This is a genomic window from Parablautia sp. Marseille-Q6255 (assembly GCF_951230155.1).
Classification (GTDB): domain Bacteria; phylum Bacillota; class Clostridia; order Lachnospirales; family Lachnospiraceae; genus Choladousia.
On the sequence record NZ_CATNVD010000001.1, the window covers coordinates 379,061 to 398,942 of the forward strand.

Annotated in this window: 14 protein-coding genes; 7 read left to right on the top strand and 7 right to left on the bottom strand. The window is 47.2% G+C overall.

The annotated features are described in order from the left end of the window. Positions 1-71 precede the first annotated feature (71 nt). Together QOX44_RS01820 and QOX44_RS01825 are read right to left on the bottom strand one after the other, a co-directional pair. A complete protein-coding gene (locus tag QOX44_RS01820; protein ID WP_283680943.1) occupies positions 72-2,696 on the bottom strand; it encodes an ABC transporter permease in 2,625 nt (874 codons plus the stop codon). Between the two features lie 14 nt (positions 2,697-2,710). Then, positions 2,711-3,376, bottom strand: coding sequence for an ABC transporter ATP-binding protein (locus QOX44_RS01825; RefSeq protein WP_283680944.1), 666 nt, complete (start codon positions 3,374-3,376; stop codon positions 2,711-2,713). 380 nt (positions 3,377-3,756) lie between these two features. Between QOX44_RS01825 and QOX44_RS01830 the strand changes: the two genes are divergently transcribed. The 6 genes from QOX44_RS01830 (at position 3,757) to QOX44_RS01855 (ending at position 10,500) form a co-directional block, all read left to right on the top strand. After that, positions 3,757-4,443, top strand: a complete 687-nt coding sequence (locus QOX44_RS01830; protein WP_283680945.1) for an ABC transporter ATP-binding protein — start codon at positions 3,757-3,759, stop codon at positions 4,441-4,443. Continuing rightward, positions 4,433-6,991, top strand: a complete 2,559-nt coding sequence (locus QOX44_RS01835) for an ABC transporter permease (protein WP_283680946.1) — start codon at positions 4,433-4,435, stop codon at positions 6,989-6,991. The genes QOX44_RS01830 and QOX44_RS01835 overlap by 11 nt, the downstream gene beginning before the upstream one ends. A gap of 70 nt (positions 6,992-7,061) precedes the next feature. Next, positions 7,062-7,727: a response regulator transcription factor gene (locus QOX44_RS01840; RefSeq protein WP_283680947.1), complete on the top strand. Its 666-nt coding sequence runs from the start codon at positions 7,062-7,064 to the stop codon at positions 7,725-7,727. A 2-nt stretch (positions 7,728-7,729) separates the two neighbouring features. Continuing rightward, positions 7,730-8,743, top strand: a complete 1,014-nt coding sequence (locus QOX44_RS01845; protein ID WP_283680948.1) for a sensor histidine kinase — start codon at positions 7,730-7,732, stop codon at positions 8,741-8,743. Between the two features lie 613 nt (positions 8,744-9,356). Next, on the top strand, positions 9,357-9,521 hold the full coding sequence (locus QOX44_RS18035) for a hypothetical protein (protein ID WP_331488286.1): 165 nt from the start codon (positions 9,357-9,359) through the stop codon (positions 9,519-9,521). A 220-nt stretch (positions 9,522-9,741) separates the two neighbouring features. Continuing rightward, a complete protein-coding gene (locus tag QOX44_RS01855) occupies positions 9,742-10,500 on the top strand; it encodes an Abi family protein (RefSeq protein WP_283680950.1) in 759 nt (252 codons plus the stop codon). 474 nt (positions 10,501-10,974) lie between these two features. Here the strand turns inward: QOX44_RS01855 and ppdK are convergent, their stop codons facing one another. From ppdK to QOX44_RS01870, 3 genes are all read right to left on the bottom strand, one after another. Beyond that, positions 10,975-13,605, bottom strand: a complete 2,631-nt coding sequence (ppdK, locus tag QOX44_RS01860) for a pyruvate, phosphate dikinase (protein ID WP_283680951.1) — start codon at positions 13,603-13,605, stop codon at positions 10,975-10,977. Positions 13,606-13,894: 289 nt separating this feature from the next. After that, positions 13,895-15,136: a 6-phosphofructokinase gene (locus QOX44_RS01865; RefSeq protein ID WP_283680952.1), complete on the bottom strand. Its 1,242-nt coding sequence runs from the start codon at positions 15,134-15,136 to the stop codon at positions 13,895-13,897. A gap of 128 nt (positions 15,137-15,264) precedes the next feature. Next, positions 15,265-16,662, bottom strand: coding sequence for a glycine--tRNA ligase (locus QOX44_RS01870; RefSeq protein WP_283680953.1), 1,398 nt, complete (start codon positions 16,660-16,662; stop codon positions 15,265-15,267). Positions 16,663-16,978: 316 nt separating this feature from the next. On the opposite strand from QOX44_RS01870, the gene QOX44_RS01875 reads away from it, so the two are divergent. Continuing rightward, positions 16,979-18,226 carry an IS110 family transposase gene (locus QOX44_RS01875; protein WP_283680954.1) on the top strand — a complete coding sequence of 416 codons (1,248 nt, stop codon included), beginning with the start codon at positions 16,979-16,981 and terminating at the stop codon, positions 18,224-18,226. 122 nt (positions 18,227-18,348) lie between these two features. Here the strand turns inward: QOX44_RS01875 and QOX44_RS01880 are convergent, their stop codons facing one another. Further along, positions 18,349-19,059 carry a hypothetical protein gene (locus QOX44_RS01880; RefSeq protein WP_283680955.1) on the bottom strand — a complete coding sequence of 237 codons (711 nt, stop codon included), beginning with the start codon at positions 19,057-19,059 and terminating at the stop codon, positions 18,349-18,351. 86 nt (positions 19,060-19,145) lie between these two features. After that, the gene (recO, locus tag QOX44_RS01885) at positions 19,146-19,811 is read right to left on the bottom strand and encodes a DNA repair protein RecO (RefSeq protein ID WP_283680956.1); all 666 of its coding nucleotides are present in this window, start codon (positions 19,809-19,811) and stop codon (positions 19,146-19,148) included. Between the last annotated feature and the right edge of the window lie 71 nt (positions 19,812-19,882).

Consider the following 19,882-nt stretch of genomic DNA (forward strand, 5'->3'; position numbering starts at 1 on the left):
CTTTATATTTCCACATTCTTTCTGCTTTTCGTATCATCTTCCAGAATATACTGTCACCATCGCTTGCTCCTCTACTCTGTGATCCGCAGCCGCTCTACCACCGTCCCATTATTGAAGAAATGCAGCACAAGGAGGGGGATCACAGACGCCAGTATCAGATATAGTACACTGATCATCACTGCCGGTGTCAATGTCACATGCAGACTGAAAAACCACATAGACGGCGAATTCAGCATGTTTTTCAATACAGTCATGGCCAGAGCCGCCGCAGTCAGGATCCCGATCACATCCGCTCCTGCCGCATAGCATACGCCTTCGCAGACGACCAGACGGCGCAGCTGCCGCTTTGTCATGCCAATACTCTGCAGGGTAGCAAACTCATGACGCCGCGTAATGATGCTGGTGATGAGCATGTTTGTAAAATTGATCAGTCCGGCAAAAGCCATGATGCCTCCGATCAGGCTGCCCACAACCAGAACCATGCTGCGGATCGAAGCCACCTGCTCTTTAAGCAGCTTTGTAGAGGTATAAGCAGCCGAAGCATCCTGTTCCACATAGCTGCTTAACATCTCTTCCATCTGTGGCTGCAAGGACTCCTCTACATTAAAGCCATAGCTTAACAGCGTCGGCACCTCATACAGCTCCTTAAATGCGGTGTCCGGCAGAAATACGAAGGGGGCATCGCCGCCGATCTGTCCCTGCGCAGTAGTCGTGCTGGGCGTTTCTGATTCTGTTCCCACCAAAGTGGCCCTGGCAAGGATCGTGCAGGTTTTTGCGATTTTCCCATCCTTATAAAATGAAATGCTGTCTCCGACCTGCAGTGCATCCGTAAGCCGTGTATGCCGCGGATCTCCGGTCAGTTTATCAATATCGCATCCTACAATGACATAGTCTCCCGTCAGCATCTTCTGCTTCAGGACCTGAGGATCCTTCTCTCCCTCAAAAATCGTCATATCCTCCCAGAAGTTTTCTGAAGCGCCCATCACATTTCCATAGCAACGGCCTTCCTCATCCGCCTGCATGGCCAACGGATAGCCATTCTCGCCCTCACATTTCAGATCTCCATATTCATTTCGTGTAAGCTCCAGCCCTTCAAATCCATAATCTACCTGTACATTTGTATCATCCGATGTATTCCGGTACAGGTACCGTTCATTTTCCACACCCGGCTGCTGTGAAATCCTGTCGATCACTGCCTGAGGTACGCCATCGCTGCGATAGTGAAAGCCTTTTTCCACATTAAAGGCGATCGAGTTGTAAACTGTAAAATCTGTTTTTGTGTTTCGGCTGATCGCCTTTTCTTCATCCATGCTCTGCGTTATGACAATAACCGAATTAAATAATACGATGCACAGCAGCATGGAAAGCATGATAAAGGCTGACCGGCGCTTATTTCTCCCCAGATTGGAAAACGCCATATGCGACAGCTTTACCCCTCTGCCGCGACGGGCCGTCCGTTTTTTATATGTGCTGTGCTCCGTGTAGCGCACTGCTTCCAGCGGAGATACCGTGGCCGCCTTCCGGGCAGGCTTTCTGATGCTGATACACACGGTCAGGATCGTAAACAGCGCCGCAATCACAAAGATCAGCGGAGAGGTAGAAACCTGGATACCGGATACGCGCCGATCCAGGCTGACGATCTCCATCACTGTCGGAAGCATCATCCAACCTGCAAAAAATCCAAGGATCAGTCCCACAGGCAGAGCGATCGCGGTAAGCCACACAGCCTGATACCGCACAAGACTCCTGATCTGCTTTGAGGATACGCCGATGGTACGCAGCAGCCCATACTGGCGCACATCCTGCATAACAGAGATATCGAAAATATTGTAGATCAGCAGGTAGCCGCATACGACAAACATCAGGACAAACACCACGGCAAACAAAATGGATTCCGGCGATGTCAGACCCTGAGATACCCTGTTTTCCGCGGCAAGAATAAAGTTCGCCGCGCTCATATCCTCCGAATTCCCGCCGATCGAACGGACAAAGTCATCCATCTGTTTCTGAATATTGTTCTTATCCTTTAGTACAACATCCGAGTAGGTGACGCCGGCCATCTCCCGGTCCTCTCGATATGTGTTTTGAAATACCTCCGGGTTTTCTTCTACAAATGGTTCCGATACAATGGCAACACTGATCATATCGTTGCCTGCCTCCCACCAGCCGGAAAGGATCATATCATAATGATATGATTTTCCGCGTATCTCAAATTCCAGAGGAACTGCCGCTCCTTCTTTCGGTTCTACGCCAAACGCCTTTAACGCACGGTCCGTAGTCGCGATCTCATTTGCCGCTTTTGGTGCTTTCCCATGTGTCGGCTCACAAAAGGTCAGCTCCTGCTGCACGCTGTCTGCATAATTGATTTCAATGGAATGCCCCTTGACATTGCTGGCATAGCCAACGACGCGCCTGTGTCCCGCCTGTTCTACAAAATCACTTTCTGCAAGCTGCTCATACTGCTCCTCTGTCAGATAGCCAAACGTTCCATCCGCCTTGCTGCCCTTTTGCATCTGCATAGAAAGCTGCATCGAGGAAACGACATGAAAGCCCAGAGCGGTAATAGAGGAAAATAAAAATGCGGTCAAAAGGATTGCCAGCATCGCAGCGATGTTTCGTATCCTGTTTTTCTTAAAATACTGCTTTGCCAGATGCTTTACTGCTTTTTTCTTCCTGCGCTGGTACGATTGTCTCATCTGTCTCCCTCCTCTCACTGTATGATCCTGCCATCTTCAATGCGAACAATACGGTCTGCCATCCGGGCAATCTCAGTATTATGTGTGATCATGATCAGTGTCTGATGAAACGTTTCACTGGTCATCTTTAAAAGCTCCATCACATCCTGACTCGTATGGCTGTCCAGATTTCCTGTCGGTTCGTCTGCCAAAATGATCGCCGGCTTTGCCACAAGAGCGCGGGCGATCGCCACCCTCTGCTGCTGTCCGCCAGAGAGCGCTCCCGGCAGGTTGTCAAGCTTCTCATCCAGAGATAACACCTTTACTACTTCTTTTAAAAATGCTTCATCTGTCTTTCTTCCATCCAGCTCCACTGGCAGCACGATATTCTGATAAACATTCAGCACCGGGATCAGATTGTAGTTCTGAAAGATAAACCCGATGTTTCTTCTTCGGAACGTGGTAAGCTCCTCATCCTTCATGTTCAGCAGATCCTTCTTTCGGATCGTCACACTTCCTGACGTAGGCCGGTCCAGGCCTCCGATCATGTTGAGCAGCGTAGACTTGCCACTTCCGGAAGTGCCGACTACAGCGACAAATTCCCCTTCGTCTACGGTAAAGGACACGCCGTCCAGCGCATGTACCTGGCTTTCTCCCGTTCCGTATATCTTTCGTAAATCCTTTGTTTCCAATATCGTCATAATGAAAACCTCCTAACTCTTTTTTATAGTCTCAGCTTATCAGATACTTCTTACAATCTCCTTACAATGTCCGGAAAATTTACCCTCTCTTTTGTCCCGTCGCAGGCACACAAAACGGTTGATGTCTGAGCATAAAACCTGCATAGCGCGATTTCTTTCATTATGATATAATAAGGAAACCGAAAAGATATCTGCGAGCCTGGCAGGAACAGATATCCGGGTGCTTTATGAACCAAAGACACAGAGAACTTCCTGAAAAATGTCTTTGACTGTAAGAAGATTGTAAGAAGTGTCTGCTATACTGACGCTATAAAAACACAACAGTTCAGCCATCCGTTTAAATGAGCTGTTACGTAAAAATAAAGGAGGAGGTCATAGCTATGACAATCTTGCAAACAGAAAATCTTCGAAAAATATATGGCAGCGGCGAGAGCGAGGTCCGCGCATTAGACGGTGTATCCATCACAGTAGACGAGGGTGAATTTGTCGCTGTAGTCGGCACTTCCGGAAGTGGAAAATCCACTCTTTTAAATATGATCGGAGGACTGGATCGTCCCACCTCCGGAAGCGTCATGATACGCGGCAAAAACCTGCTGAAAATGAAGGACGAAGCATTGACGATCTTCCGAAGAAGGAACATCGGATTTGTCTTTCAGAACTACAACCTGCTTCCGGTTCTGAATGTGTACGAAAACATCGTATATCCCATTGAAATTGACGGCGGAAAAACAGATACTGCTTTTGTGCGGGAGATCATCCGTACGCTCGGACTGGAAAAGAAGCTCAAAAGTATGCCAAATACACTCTCCGGCGGCCAGCAGCAGAGGGTGGCGATCGCCCGCGCACTTGCCACAAAACCGGCAGTTATTTTAGCAGATGAACCGACCGGAAATCTGGATTCCAGAACAAGTACAGATGTGATCCTTCTGATGCAGTCTATCAGCAGACAATTCCATCAGACAACGGTAATGATCACTCATAATGAAGAAATCGCTCAGATGGCAGACCGGATCATCCGTATTGAAGATGGAAAGGTTGTTTCGGGAGGTGTCCGGTATGCATGCTAACCGAAACAAGGGAGCTCTTAAACGTGTGGAAAAGGGCATGATGAAAGCGAACCGCACACGAAATCTTTTTGCAATACTCGCGATCATCCTCACGACATTTATGATCACCACTGTGTTCAGTCTGGGGATCAACTACAAAGAAAATGCTGCGCTCATGCAGATCCGCATGGCAGGCACAACCGCACAGGTTTCTTTGCCTACGCCCACGCCTGCACAGGAACAGCAGATCCGCAAGCTGGATTATGTGACCTCCGCCGGTATCCAGTATCCGGTAGGCTCTGTTTCTCAGAAAAACGAAGAAGGCCGTGAGCTTTCTATCCTTCTCTCCTGCTACGATGAGGCAGAATGGGATACGCATTATCTGGATACGATCAGCCGGGTAAATGGTTCGTATCCCGCAAAGGAAAATGAGATCATGCTCTGTGAAGATGCGCTCTCACAGCTTGGGATCACAAAACCGACGCTGGGGATGGAGCTGACCCTGTCTTATACCGATAAAAACGGACCACAGCAAAAAACCTTCCTTTTAAGCGGATGGTTCCGCTCTTATACCGGTACAGGTATGGGCTTTGTATCAGAAAGCTACTGTAAAAACGCAGGCTATACGCTGGAGTCGGACGGACTTCTTTCCTTATCTTTAAAAAATATGCCGGATGACTTTTACCGGATCCAGGAAGACATATCCCTGCAGGAAGGGCAGTCTTTTCAAAGCTCCATTGAGATAAAATCCTCCAGCGGCTCTGTGTTTGTTATGCTGCTTCTGCTCGTGCTTTTTATTATTGGAAGCGGTTATCTGCTGATCTACAATGTCCTTTACATCTCCATCGCAAAGGACACTCGCTTTTACGGTCTGGTCAAAACACTGGGCACTACACAGACGCAGATCAAAGCTCTGGTAAAAAATCAGGCGGCCCGTTTCGCTCTCATCGGCATTCCTGTGGGGATTCTTCTCGCCACTGCCGTCTCCTTCGGGCTGGCTCCCTTTGTCCTCAAAAGAGCCTTTGACGAGGGAAAATCCGCGATGGACATTGTTGTATTTTTCCACCCGTCCATTTATGTGCTGTCTGTCCTGTTTTCATCCGCCACTGTCTTTCTCGCCTGCAACGCACCTGCAAAGGCAGCCGCCAGGATCGCACCTGTCGAAGCCTTAAAATACCAGAGCTTTACTGCCGGAAAAAGAAAAGACCGAAATTCTACAAACGGAGGAAAGCTGCACGTGATGGCTGTGCACAATGTCTTCCGTGATAAAAAACGGGCGGTCCTTGTATTCCTGTCACTCTTTATGGGGATCACCATGATCCTCGGGGTAAACGGGATTGTCAAAAGCTTCAAAGTGGAAAATTTTATCAGGGAAGATATGGATTACCACTTTGAATATCAGGACATTCAGTTTGTCCAGCCGGACCAGCCCGAAAAAGAGGTATCTCAGTTTGACGATCATTTTGTAGAACAGCTTCGTCAGCTTGACGGCGTCAGATCTGTTGACCTGCGCAAGACTGTATGGGCCTCCATTGCTTTTGATGAAGCGGCTCTCGGAGAATTTATGCGTGTGCATTACCCGGACAGTGGATATTGTGCAAAAGGAACATCTTATGAAGAAATGGTAGAGGATCTGCGGCAGGTCGCCGCTGCCGGCGAATACGGGTGCTATATTATGACCCTCGATGATGAGGCTGTGCTGGAGACGTACAATCAGACACACTCCGTCCCCATAGATATAAAAGCTTATCAGCGCGGCGAGGTCGCAATCTCCGGAACTGACAACGACTTTTTTGCCCCCAACGCCGCTCTGATCGGAAAGACACTCACACTGACTGCCGACAGCCCGGATGCGTCAGCGACAGACTTCTACATCGGCGGGGCATTTGACGTGCATGATTACAGCAGTAACAGCTCAGACCGTGTCGGACGACGTACCTTTGTGGATACTGTGCCCCATGTGATCTACGTCAGCGAAGCAGGCATGCAGCGTCTGACCAAAACACCGGTGATCTCATACATTGGAGTGGATATCCAGGAGCTTGACCAGCTGGAGCAGATGGATGCAAAGCTGCAGGAGATCAACCGTACGATCCCTTCCTCACAGTGGGAATTTAAAAGTGCTCTCTCCCGTATGCAGTTTTTTAATCAGACGAACTACTCCCTGAATCTGCTGGGCAACGGTGCAGCGATCCTGCTCATTGTCATTGGTCTGGTAAATTTCATCAATGTCATGCTCACCAGCGTCGTATCCCGGAAATACGAGTTTGCTGTCATGGAGAGTATCGGAACAACGAAAAAACAGATCCGGATGATCCTCACTATGGAGGGCGGCATTTATGCCCTCATCTCTACCGGACTGATCATGACCTTTGGAAATGCCTTTTTATTCCTGGTCGCACGCGCCGTCCCACATATCGCAAGCTATGCGGCGTTTACGTATCCCTTCGGGCTTGTGCTCGGCCTCATCGCAGCTATTTTTGTGATATGCCTTGGCACTCCGGGGATTGTTTATCAGGCGATCTCCAGAGAAACTGTGATCGAACGGCTGCACAATTTTGAAACCTGACACCGACAAGCTCTGCCGGGGGCTGTTGCAGCAGCCCCCTTTATATTCTATTATAGGAGGAGGAAAAACCATGGCCCATATCTTTTTGCTGGAGGATGATACGCTTTTGTGCAGGGGCATCTCTATTGCTCTGCAGAAGGATCATCATACGGTTACCGCCGTTTCCGGCTATCTGGAAGCCCTGCAAAAGTACCAGCGGCAAAAGTATGATCTGTTCCTGCTGGACATTAACCTGCCCGATGGCAGCGGACTGACACTGTGTCAGAAAATCCGTGAGATCTCTGAAACACCGGTTTTATTCTTAACAGCCAACGATACCGAGGAGGATATGCTCTCCGGCTTTTTGGCTGGCTGTGATGACTATGTCTCCAAGCCGTTTCCACTGGAGGTATTGCGAAAAAAGGTTCTGGCAATCTTAAAACGGACTATTTCCGAAACCTCCCGGATCCACTACCGGGATCTGGATGTAGATACGGATAAATGTCTCGTGTTTTTAAAGGGGGAAGAGATCCATCTTACTTCTACAGAATACAAGCTGCTCACCTGCCTGATGCAAAACAAAGGAATGGTCGTAACAAAAGCCATGCTTCTGGAAAAGCTGTGGGATGTGGACGGAAACTTTATTGACGATAATACCGTCCGTGTCCACATCAACCGCCTGCGTCAAAAGCTGCACGATGATAAACAGGAATATATTATTACTGTCTTTGGTATGGGATATACTTTTGGAGAATAGACATGAAATATTTTAAGCTATACCGCAAACTGATTTTAACGCTTGCTGCCTGTGTCACCATCGGAGCAGGCATTTTGGCACTGTTGTGGAACCAGTCTTCTTTTTTGGAAAGGTTTGTGTGCCTGACGCCTCTTTTGCTGTGCAGTCTCCTGTTTTTACTGGATTTCCTGCATAACCGGTATGACGATGACCTTCTGGAAAAGATCACGCTTCTGATCGAAGCGCTTGTCGAACAACAGGAAGCGCTCGCTTTTCCCGAGGACGAAGACACACTGACCGCCCGGCTGCAGCATCAGCTCCTGAAGCTTCGGAATATTCTTATCGCACAAAATCAAATGCTGTCGCAGGAAAAAGAACAGATCAAAACGCTGATCTCCGATATTTCTCACCAGATCAAGACGCCCGTGGCAGCTGCCAATACCTTTGCCCAGCTGTTAAATGACGAAGAGCTGTCTTTTGGCGAACGCAGCGACTATACCGCCGCACTGCAGACTGCACTGAAAAAGCTGACCTTTCTGACGAACAGCCTGATCAAAATGTCCCGCCTGGAAAGCGGTATCATCTGCCTGCATCCAGAACGAAACAGCTTAAACGATATTATCCTGCAGGCGGTAAAAACGGTATATGCCAAAGCAAAAGAAAAAAACAGTCAGATCACCTTTGATGCCACACAGAATTTTGAAGCAGAGCTTGATTTTAACTGGACAGCGGAAGCCATCACAAATATTCTGGATAACGCGATCAAATATACTCCCTGCAATGGTCTGATCCGCGTATCCGTCTCAGAATACCCATCTTATCTGCGTCTTGATATCTGCGATAACGGCCCCGGAATCCCCGAAGACGAGCAGGCAAAAATCTTCGGAAGATTTTACCGTGGAAAATATTCCTCCGGTGTGGACGGCGTAGGGATCGGTCTGTATCTGACCCGCGACATTATCACAAAGCAACACGGATACATCAAGGTTTCCTCCGATCAAAACGGAAGTACATTTTCACTGTTTTTAAAAAAATAGTTACGCACCCATACGGCAAGGACAATATCTCAGACCTTCAGATGAGCTGTATCACAAATGCGGGGCAGGGCATGTCGTATTTTTTCGTCTACTATCTGAAATATGATCATATAGCGTTTCTCAATTTTGCCACTTCTGGAAGGACCTGTGCCAGAAAAGCAGCGTGGAAAACAAGCACCCCCGTTCTTAACTTCATTATATAGAAGAACGGTCATGGTACTCAAATGTGCAATAGGGGTAAAAAATAAGCGTACCACTATTTCTAATGATACGCTTATCTTATTTTATTTTTTAATTAAGGTCTATGAGAACCCGTACAATGGTATCTGTCCATTGATAATTCCTACCTGTTCGCGATAGCTGCCTGTAAAGGTTCCAGCTAGGCATCCTGATACCAACAGGAACGGAAGATAGACCAGCACGCCCGTTCCCGGAAGTCAATGAACAGATCCATTACGCGGGACAATATCTGGCAAATAAAACTGTTTATGAACAGTTTCTGAAATTCAAAAACAAAAAGCAATTCCGGCAGGAACACCAATCCGAAATTACTCTTTACGAAACTGCTCGTCGTATTCTGAAAGAACACTCCGAGGGCAGAAAACTGTCTTCCATGAAATTTCTAAAAGCCGAAAAAGAAAAACTGACCACATTAAAAGCCAGTCAGTATGAAGCCTACCAGAATGAATTAAAAACAATCTGCTCAAACGTGGATATGATTTTGGGGAAAAATCTTTCCAGGCAGGAAGAACCACAGAAAAATCAGGATATTTCCTGATTCTTACTATGTATGATGGATGCCCATACTACATACACTATATTGAGCCGATGGCAGACTCCGGCAAATGGATATGGCTGATCTTTTCAGGCTATTGACTTCTGCCTCTATTTCTGCTATATTAAGCTCAGTGATCGTTCTGTGGAAACTTGCGAAGCCCACAGGCGGGGGAGAACCTACGGGTCTCTCCCTCTTTTTTATTTTATGGGAGAACAAGCATATGGCTACATCAAAAAGTTTTTTAACCTTTACGCAACAGGTTACTTCATTAAATGACAAAAACATAATAATATCGAATAGCCAGTATGCTGAAGAAATGCTCCAACGCATCGGTTATTTTTCTTTGATGGGATATAATCACTTATTCCGGATACCTCTTACCAAAAAGTATAAGTCTGGAACTTCCTTTGACGAGATTGTTGCCCTGTATCAATTTGATGCTGAACTAAGAGAGTTATTTCTGAAATATCTGCTTCAGATTGAACGTCACATAGGCAATTTGATTGCCTATTATTTTACAGAATTATACGGCGACTCTCAATCCGAATACATGAACCCAAACAATTATAATAACAGTTCCCGAAACCGTAAAACTATCGGCGGCTTAATTAAAAAATTGCACGGTGCCATTACTACAACAGAATATGAGTATGTTAATTATCATAGAAACCAATATGGAAATATCCCTCTCTGGGTAACAGTAAATGTATTGACTTTTGGTAGTATATCGAAAATGTATGAGGTATTGCCACAATCACTCCGTGCCAAGGTCTGCAAGCATTTTCCATCTGTCAATCAGAAACAGTTAGGACGATATTTATCTGTACTGACGAAATACAGGAATGCCTGCGCTCATGGTGACCGCTTATTTACTTATAAGACTGTTGATCAGATTCTGGATACCCCACTTCATGCAAAACTGACAATTCCGCAAAAAGGAAACCAGTATATGGTAAACAAGACTTATTTTCTGTTGTGATTACATTCCGCTATCTTCTGCCGAGTAAAGAATTTATAGCTTTCAAAAAGCGCCTGGTACAAGAAGTTGGAAAGCTTAACAAAAAGCTGATACATATTACAGAACAGGAATTACTTGAACAGATGGGGTTTCCACCCAACTGGAAGAATATTACCCGCTACCGTTTAACATCATAAAAGCGAAAAAAGGAAGATGCCGCCATCAAACTCATACTGCCATTTTCAACTTCGAACCGGAACACATAACAGCATTTTTTGATGGATTTTATCCTTAAAACAGCAAAAGGGAAGCTGCCGCTTCACGAAAATATATTCGTTAAAGCGACAGCCTCTTTCGAGAGTTATATATAGATTTTACAAATAATATCTTTAAATCGGTTTGCTTTCGTGCAATCCAGATGATATGCCATATATTCTCTGACATCTTTTCTGGTTACTACAAGCGTTGTGAAATAAATATATTTGTCAGTATCTATTATTTCCCACTTTCGTTGATAGCTGCCTGTGCTGCCGCCAGTCTTGCGATCGGCACTCTGAACGGTGAACAGGAAACGTAGTCCAGACCGATCTTGTGGCAGAACTCTACGGATGACGGATCGCCGCCGTGCTCACCGCAGATACCTACATGCAGATCCGGATTCTCGGACTTGCCGAGACTGATCGCCATTTCCATCAGCTTGCCGACACCATTCTGGTCGAGCTTTGCGAACGGATCGTTCTCAAAGATCTTTCTCTCATAGTATGCCTCCAGGAACTTGCCTGCATCATCACGGGAGAATCCGAAAGTCATCTGTGTCAGGTCATTTGTACCAAAGCAGAAGAAGTCCGCTTCTTTTGCGATCGCATCTGCCGTCAGAGCAGCACGCGGAATCTCGATCATCGTTCCTACGTGATACTTCAGGTCGCTGCCTGCTGCTGCGATCTCAGCATCTGCCGTCTCTACAACTGTTTTCTTTGCAAATTTCAGCTCCTTATCATCGCCGATCAGCGGGATCATGATCTCCGGGCATACGTCCCAGTCCGGATGAGCCTTCTGCACATTGATCGCTGCACGGATGACTGCTCTTGTCTGCATCTTTGCAATCTCCGGATAAGTAACTGCCAGGCGGACGCCTCTGTGTCCCATCATCGGGTTGAACTCATGGAGACCGTCGATGATCGCTTTGATCTGCTCTACTGTCTTGCCCTGACTGTCTGCCAGCTTCTTGATATCTTCTTCGGTCTGCGGTACAAACTCATGAAGAGGCGGATCAAGGAAACGGATCGTTACCGGGTTGCCCTCAAGAGCCTCGTACAGCTTCTCAAAATCGCTCTGCTGTACCGGAAGGATCTTCTCCAGTGCAGCCTCTCTTTCCTCTACTGTATCGGAGCAGATCATCTCGCGGAATGCATCGATTCTGTCCCCTTCAAAGAACATATGCTCTGTACGGCAAAGACCGATGCCCTCTGCGCCAAGCTCGCGGGCTTTCTTTGCATCTGCCGGAGTATCCGCATTTGTTCTTACCTTCAGCTTTCTGAACTTGTCTGCCCAGCCCATGATCCTGCCGAACTCGCCTGCGATCGTAGCATCTACAGTCGGGATCACGCGGTCATAGATATTACCTGTCGAACCGTCAATGGAGATCCAGTCTCCCTCATGATACTCTTTTCCTGCCAGTGTGAATTTCTTATTTGCCTCATCCATCACGATCTCAGAGCAGCCGGATACACAGCAGGTACCCATACCACGTGCAACAACTGCTGCATGAGAGGTCATACCGCCGCGGACAGTCAGGATACCCTCAGCAGCCTTCATGCCTTCGATATCCTCCGGTGAAGTCTCAAGACGTACCAGAACGACCTTCTTGCCCATTGTATGCCAGCTCTTTGCGTCCTCTGCTGAGAATACGATCTGTCCGCAGGCAGCTCCCGGTGAAGCAGCCAGAGCTTTTGCGACCGGTGTCGCGCGAACGATCGCTGCACGGTCAAACTGCGGATGAAGCAGCGTGTCAAGGTTACGCGGATCGATCATGGCAACTGCCTTTTCTTCTGTGATCATTCCCTCGTCTACGAGGTCGCAAGCGATTTTAAGAGCAGCCTGAGCCGTTCTCTTGCCGTTACGTGTCTGAAGCATGTACAGCTTCTTATCCTCGATCGTAAACTCCATATCCTGCATATCTCTGTAGTGATCCTCAAGCTTTGCACAGATCTCTGTAAACTGCGCATAAACTTCCGGCATCACCTCTGCAAGCTGAGAGATCTTCTGCGGTGTACGTACACCTGCAACTACGTCCTCGCCCTGAGCGTTCATCAGGAACTCACCCATCAGGTGCTTCTCTCCTGTTGCCGGGTCACGTGTAAAGGCAACGCCTGTACCGGATGTATCGCCCATATTTCCAAACGCCATCATCTGGACATTGACTGCAGTACCCCAGGAATACGGAATATCGTTGTCGCGGCGGTATACATTTGCACGTGGGTTGTCCCAGGAACGGAATACTGCCTTGATCGCTTCCATCAGCTGTACCTTTGGATCCGTCGGGAAGTCAGCCCCGATCTTTTCCTTATATTCTGCCTTAAACTGATCTGCAAGCTCCTTCAGATCCTCAGCTGTCAGCTCAACATCCTGCGTCACGCCCTTTTCCAGCTTCATCTTGTCGATCAGCTCTTCAAAATATTTCTTTCCTACTTCCATTACTACGTCGGAGAACATCTGGATAAATCTGCGGTAGCAGTCCCATGCCCAACGCGGATTACCGGATTTTTCAGCAAGGACCTCCACTACCTCTTCATTCAGACCGAGGTTCAGGATCGTATCCATCATACCCGGCATAGAAGCTCTTGCTCCGGAACGTACAGAAACGAGAAGCGGATTTTCCTTATCACCGAATTTCTTTCCTGTCACACCTTCCATCTTCTCAATGGCTTCCATGATCTGATCCATGATCTCATCGTTGATCTTTCTGCCGTCCTCATAATACTGGGTGCAGGCCTCCGTCGTGATCGTAAAGCCCTGCGGTACCGGAAGGCCAAGATTCGTCATCTCAGCAAGGTTCGCACCTTTTCCGCCGAGGAGATTTCTCATCGTGGCATTTCCCTCCGTAAACATATAAACCCATTTTGCCATGTTACGCATTCCTCCTAAATATATAGTCAGTTTTCACCGCCAAAAAAAACCGGCAGCAAAAACCGGCGTGAAACGACTTATTTTATTGTCGCACACATTAAGTCTATCATATTAATTCAAAAAGTCAAATATATTTTTCATTTTTTTGTATATTTTGACGTATTTTGAGTTGCTGCATACGTATTGCAAAGCAAGGAAATGCTGCTGCAACATGTATCCGGTGACAAGCTCTTCTGATACCATCCGACCGGACTGCATATTTTGCAGCAGCATCTCATTCAAAGCCTATTTATTTCGCGATCACTTTCTTCAGATGTACGAATCTCGGAAGAGAGTTCTCCTTCTTCATCTCGATCTCACCCTGGATCAGCGGCAGAGCGTAGTCAATAAACGCATCTGTCACATTGTTTCCGCGCTCGTTGATCCATTCTACCGGAACTTTCTTCTCATAGTTTGCTACGGAAGACAGATCCAGAAGCTCCGGCTCACACTTGTAGCCGGCAGCATCGCGTGTGCACTTGAAGCCTACCATCTTGTCTGTCACACCGGCGATCGCCTCTTTTACTGCTGTCTGTCCTGCCATAAAGGACTCGTCAGAGTCTGTCTGGGATGCGCAGTGCTCTGCACATCTCTGGAGCAGAGAAAGCTCGATCGGACGAACCTTAACACCCGGGATTGCTTTCTTTACTACATCGCCAAGCTTTGCAGCCAGACCGCCAAGCTGTGCATGTCCAAATCCGTCTGTTGCAGATGTCTCAGCCTCAGATACGAACTTGCCGTCTGCATAATGAATACCCTCAGATACTGCTACGAGTACATTCTGGTTTTCATTCCAGATCTTCTCAACATCCTCAAGGAACTCGTCCATGTTGAAATCAACCTCCGGAAGGTAGATCAGATCCGGACCAAAGCCTGTCACGCGTGCCAGAGAAGCAGCGCCTGCCAGCCATCCTGCATGACGGCCCATGATCTCAACGATCGTCACCTGTCCTTTATCGTATACGTGAGCATCCTGATAAACCTCTACCAGAGATGTTGCGATATACTTCGCTGCTGAAGAGAAGCCCGGGCAGTGGTCTGTTCCGAACAGGTCGTTGTCGATCGTCTTCGGAATACCCATTACACGGCACTCATATCCTACTTTATTCATATATTTGGAAATCTTGTTGCATGTATCCATGGAGTCATTTCCGCCGTTGTAGAAGAAATAACGCACATCATACTTTTTGAAGATCTCAAGGATTTTCTTGTAATCTGTATCATCTACATCTGGATCTGCGATTTTGTAACGGCAGGAGCCCAGAGCGGATGACGGTGTATATTTCATGATAGCCAGCTCTTCCGGATCCTCTTCATCCATCACATACAGTCTGTCGTTGAGCACGCCAACGATACCGTTTGCTGCGCCGTATACCTTTGTGATCACATCAGAGTCAAGACCTGCCTTGATCGCACCGTAGCAGCTCGCATTGATTACGGAAGATGGTCCGCCGGACTGTCCGATGATCATTGCACCTTTTAATTCACTCATTTTAAATTCCTCCTAATGGTAATGTAAAATGTAATATCATAAGAACCGATGGCAAAAATCGCACCCGTTCCCAGTTACCTGAAACAGCCATTCGTCATTATAGCAAAGTTGATTTATACGCGCAAGCCTTAAAATGCAAACTTCTTCTCAAAATAGGCTTTCAGATCCTCGATCTTGACACGCTCCTGCTCCATCGTATCGCGGTCGCGCACCGTCACTGCTCCGTCCTCCTCAGAGTCAAAATCATACGTTACGCAGAACGGCGTACCGATCTCATCCTGTCTTCTGTAGCGCTTTCCGATATTTCCTCTGTCATCGAATTCGCAGTTGTAATATCCGGACAGCATTGTATAAACCTTCTCCGCGCCCTCATTGAGCTTCTTGGAAAGAGGCAGCACACCGATCTTGACCGGCGCCAGTGCCGGATGGAAATGAAGCACCGTTCTCATATCCGGCTTTTCCTCTGTCCCGATGTTTTCTTCGTCATACGCACTGCACAGGAACGCAAGCACGACTCTGTCTGCTCCAAGAGACGGCTCTACGACATACGGTACGTATTTCTCTTTTTTCTCATCATCAAAATAAGACATATCTTCGCCGGACACATTCTGATGCTGGGTGAGGTCGTAATCCGTACGGTCTGCGATCCCCCACAGCTCGCCCCAGCCAAACGGGAACAGATACTCAATGTCTGTCGTGCCCTTGCTGTAGAAGCAAAGCTCCTCCGGATCATGATCGCGCAGACGCAGCTCTTCTTCCTTCATGCCAAGGCTCTTGAGCCATTCATAGCAAAAGCTTCTCCAGTAATGGAACCAGTCAAGGTCTGTCCCCGGCTGGCAGAAAAACTCCAGCTCCATCTGCTCAAACTCACGTGTACGGAACGTAAAATTCCCCGGTGTGATCTCATTACGGAAAGACTTTCCGATCTGACCGATACCAAACGGAAGCTTTTTGCGGGAGGTACGCTGCACATTTTTGAAGTTTACAAAGATACCCTGCGCTGTCTCCGGACGGAGATATACGGTGTTCTTTGCATCCTCCGTAACACCCTGAAACGTCTTAAACATCAGATTGAACTGGCGGATGTCTGTGAAATTATGCTTGCCGCAGGTCGGGCACGGTACGTTGTTGTCCTCAATAAAGGTCTTCATTTCTTCCTGAGAAAACGCGTCGATCGGCTTCGGAAGCTCTATCCCCTTTTCTGCACAGTAATCCTCGATCACCTTATCTGCGCGGAAACGCTCATGACACTCCTTGCAGTCCATCAGCGGATCTGCAAATCCGCCAAGATGTCCGGATGCCACCCATGTCTGCGGATTCATCAAAATCGCGCAGTCCACACCGACATTATACGGATTTTCCTGGATAAATTTTTTCCACCATGCACGCTTTACATTATTTTTCAGCTCCACACCGAGGTTTCCGTAGTCCCATGTATTTGCCAGACCACCGTAAATCTCGGAACCCGGATATACAAATCCTCTGCCCTTTGCAAGCGCTACGATCTTTTCCATCGTCTTTTCCATGTTTATATCCATTCCTTTCGCTTCGCTCAGGCACAAAACGTTATGAAAATGTTTTCCTGAGCTTATTTTTTCTTTATAATTCTTCTTATAGGGAACTCGGTATACTACAAATCACGGGGAGGTGAGTGGGCTGTCCGGCTTGCCGGATGACCGTATGTTTATATGTGTAGTCCGCCTTTTCAAGCACAAATAAGTGTGATTTCAAGCACGTAATCTTATCTTTGTATAAACATTCTCGTTTATGGCTTAGGCGTTCAGTCAATGCCGTCTCTCCCTATAATCTTTAGTGAACCTTCTGGTTCTGAAAGGAGTCCCTATGGCTTTAAAAATCGTGTACAAAATCTGCTGTGGCATTGATGTCCACAAGACTTTTGTAGTTGCCTGTATCGCTTCTACTAACGATAAAGGTGTCACTTCTTACGAGAGCCGCCGGTTTTCGACCTACACGAGCGGTCTGAAAACTTTGTTACAGTGGTTACTCGATCGCAATTGCAAGGATGTCTGTATGGAATCTACCGGTAAATACTGGATCCCTGTTTATAACATCTTGGAATCGGATTGTTCGATTGTCCTTGCTCATCCTAAATATGTTAAGGCTATCCGTGGAAAGAAAACTGACAAAAAAGATGCCAAATGGATTGCTGACCTGTTTAAGCATGACCTTGTTGCCGGAAGCTTTATGCCACCTGCTGACATTCGCCAGCTTCGCGACCTAATGCGTTACCGTTTCAAACTAACCTGCTTCAAATCAAGCGAAAAGAATCGTTTGCAGAACTGTCTCACGGTTTCCAATATCCAGTTGGGAAACGTTGTTTCGGACACCTTCGGCAAATCTGCTCAGGCGATACTGGATAAACTTTTGGAAAATCCCGCAAATACTTCCTTTGACCTTGAACCTCTTGTTTTCAGAAGCCTGAAGAAAAAACTTCCCGAGCTTCGCAATGCCATTGATGGCTATATCACTCCGGAACAGGCTGGCAAACTCAAAGTAATCAAAGCTCATTATGAAAACCTTGAATCCCGGAAAGCAGAGCTTGAAGAACTCATTCTTGCGCTCGCCGCTCCCTATCAGCAGGAACTTTCCATTCTTCAAACCGCTCCTGGTATCAGCAGTACTTTCACTGCCATCGGAATCATTTCCGAAATCGGTACCAATATGGAGGCTTTTCCTTCGGCGAAACACTTGTGCTCATGGGCTGGGCTTACACCAACCAACAATGAAAGTGCAGGGAAGAAAAAATCTGTCCGGGTGTCCAAGGCCGGATGCTACATCAAACCGCTTTTAGTACAGTGCGCAAACGCTGTCGTAAAAAGCACTAAGCATCCTGAAATGCGTAACCGTTATCTCCGTATCAGAAAGCGTCGCGGTCACAAGAAAGCAATCCTTGCAATAGCAAGAATGCTTCTTACCGCATTATACCACATGTTGAAGAACGGGGAAAACTATAATGCAGAACTTTACCAAAAATCCGACCTACCGCCTGCGGACCGTGAGATTACAGTAGAGCAGGCAATCATCATAGCAAGGAATCAAGGTTATAAAATCAAGTCAGCAACTGCATAACCTTAACATTTCTAATATTCAATTTTTAAAGCAGCCACCGAAAGATGGCTTATTTGTCGTGTACTTAAGGGAATGGATACCCTCTACTTCTCATTTTCAATCTTTCTCCTCCATCTATACTGTTATTCCATCTCAAAAATGATATAGGCGCGTTTTGCCGCCTCCTGCTCCTCGTAGGACGCTTCCTCACCGTGATAAACGGCACTCGACGGGAGCACCAGCCCTTCCTTCTCATCCTCCTCGGACTCACCTGTCGCATTGACGACATCAGAAGAGAGGACCTCGGTATTCGTACTTGTAAACAGCACGCTTCCCGGTACCTGCACCTCGAGCGGCGCACGCAGGATCAGTACCTGATCGCCCATCTGCTTGATGACCTCGCTCCCTGTCACCGGAGAACCCTGTACAACGCCATCCTTTACTTTTTTAAAGGGAACATCAAAGAGATAGCCCTCCAGCTGGGCATTGATCATGGAGCCGTAATAAAACTCCGTATGATTAAACGCGGCATAGTCATCCGCGGAGGCATATTCCATCTGAAGCCGGAATACGCCGTCTGTATGCTCCAGCTTTTTTACTGTGACAGAATCCTCTCCGTTTTGTGCATTATATTTGCTGACTTCATCCGTGATCATCTTCTCAAGCTCGGCAGCATCATAATAAGATTCGTCCAGTGATTCCTGTACGATTTCCGTGATAGAACCGTCTTTTGCAATCGATATGGCGGCCGGTTCCTGCGGCGTCCATTTTTTCTGTTCCAGCATCCCGCAGCCGCCAAGCAGCGCCATGCCTGCAGCCAGTGCTGCAATCGTCAAAATTTTCTTAGCAATCACTGTCGTTCCTCCTAATAAAATCTCATTTATTATACATAGAAACTCCTGCTGTTTCAACCATTTCTTTCTGAATTGCCGCTTTTTCCTCATCCGGCATCCAAAACGAGCGTTTTCAGGATCTCAAATGATTTAAACGTTCTGTCAATATTCTTTCTGTTGAAATGGTCCTGCACCTGCCGGAACTGCGCAAACACCTCCGGCGTCAGTGTAAAGGTATACAGCTTCTGGAGCGGCGCCCGGATCACATACGTCAGCGCATACCGCGTGGATTCTAAAAGCAATCCATCCTCTGCCGCCTCATACGGATATTCTCCATTTAACACCATCGCTTTCATTTCAAAAATGCACCGGATCAGTTCATTGTCCAGCTTTTCATTCATCAGAGCGCGCAGCGTTGCATACAGGAGATTCAGCACAGCAGATCCATCAAGATTTTCCCTCGTATAATATTCTGCCACCTCCATAAAGTAGCAGCCATAGCACGCAGCCGCAAAATCCTCCCGCACCTGTGTAAAATAATTGGAAATATCCGCCCGCACCATCGTATACGCATTTTTCCCCTCATAGACGGTAAATGTCCCAAAGACAAACGGTGTGGTAGCGCCAAGCAGCATGCTGTTCGCCCTTCTTGCTCCGCGCGCAAACGCAGTGATCTTCCCACGCTCCTTTGTCAGGAGCACGGTTCTTCTGTCATATTCTCCGGACGGTGCTGACTGCAGCACCATTCCTGTGACCTTAAGTGGTTCCCCCATCTCTCACCCTGTATTGTATTTCCTGTATTGTATTTCCTGTACTGTTTTCTTTACACGCTTCTTCAGATCTC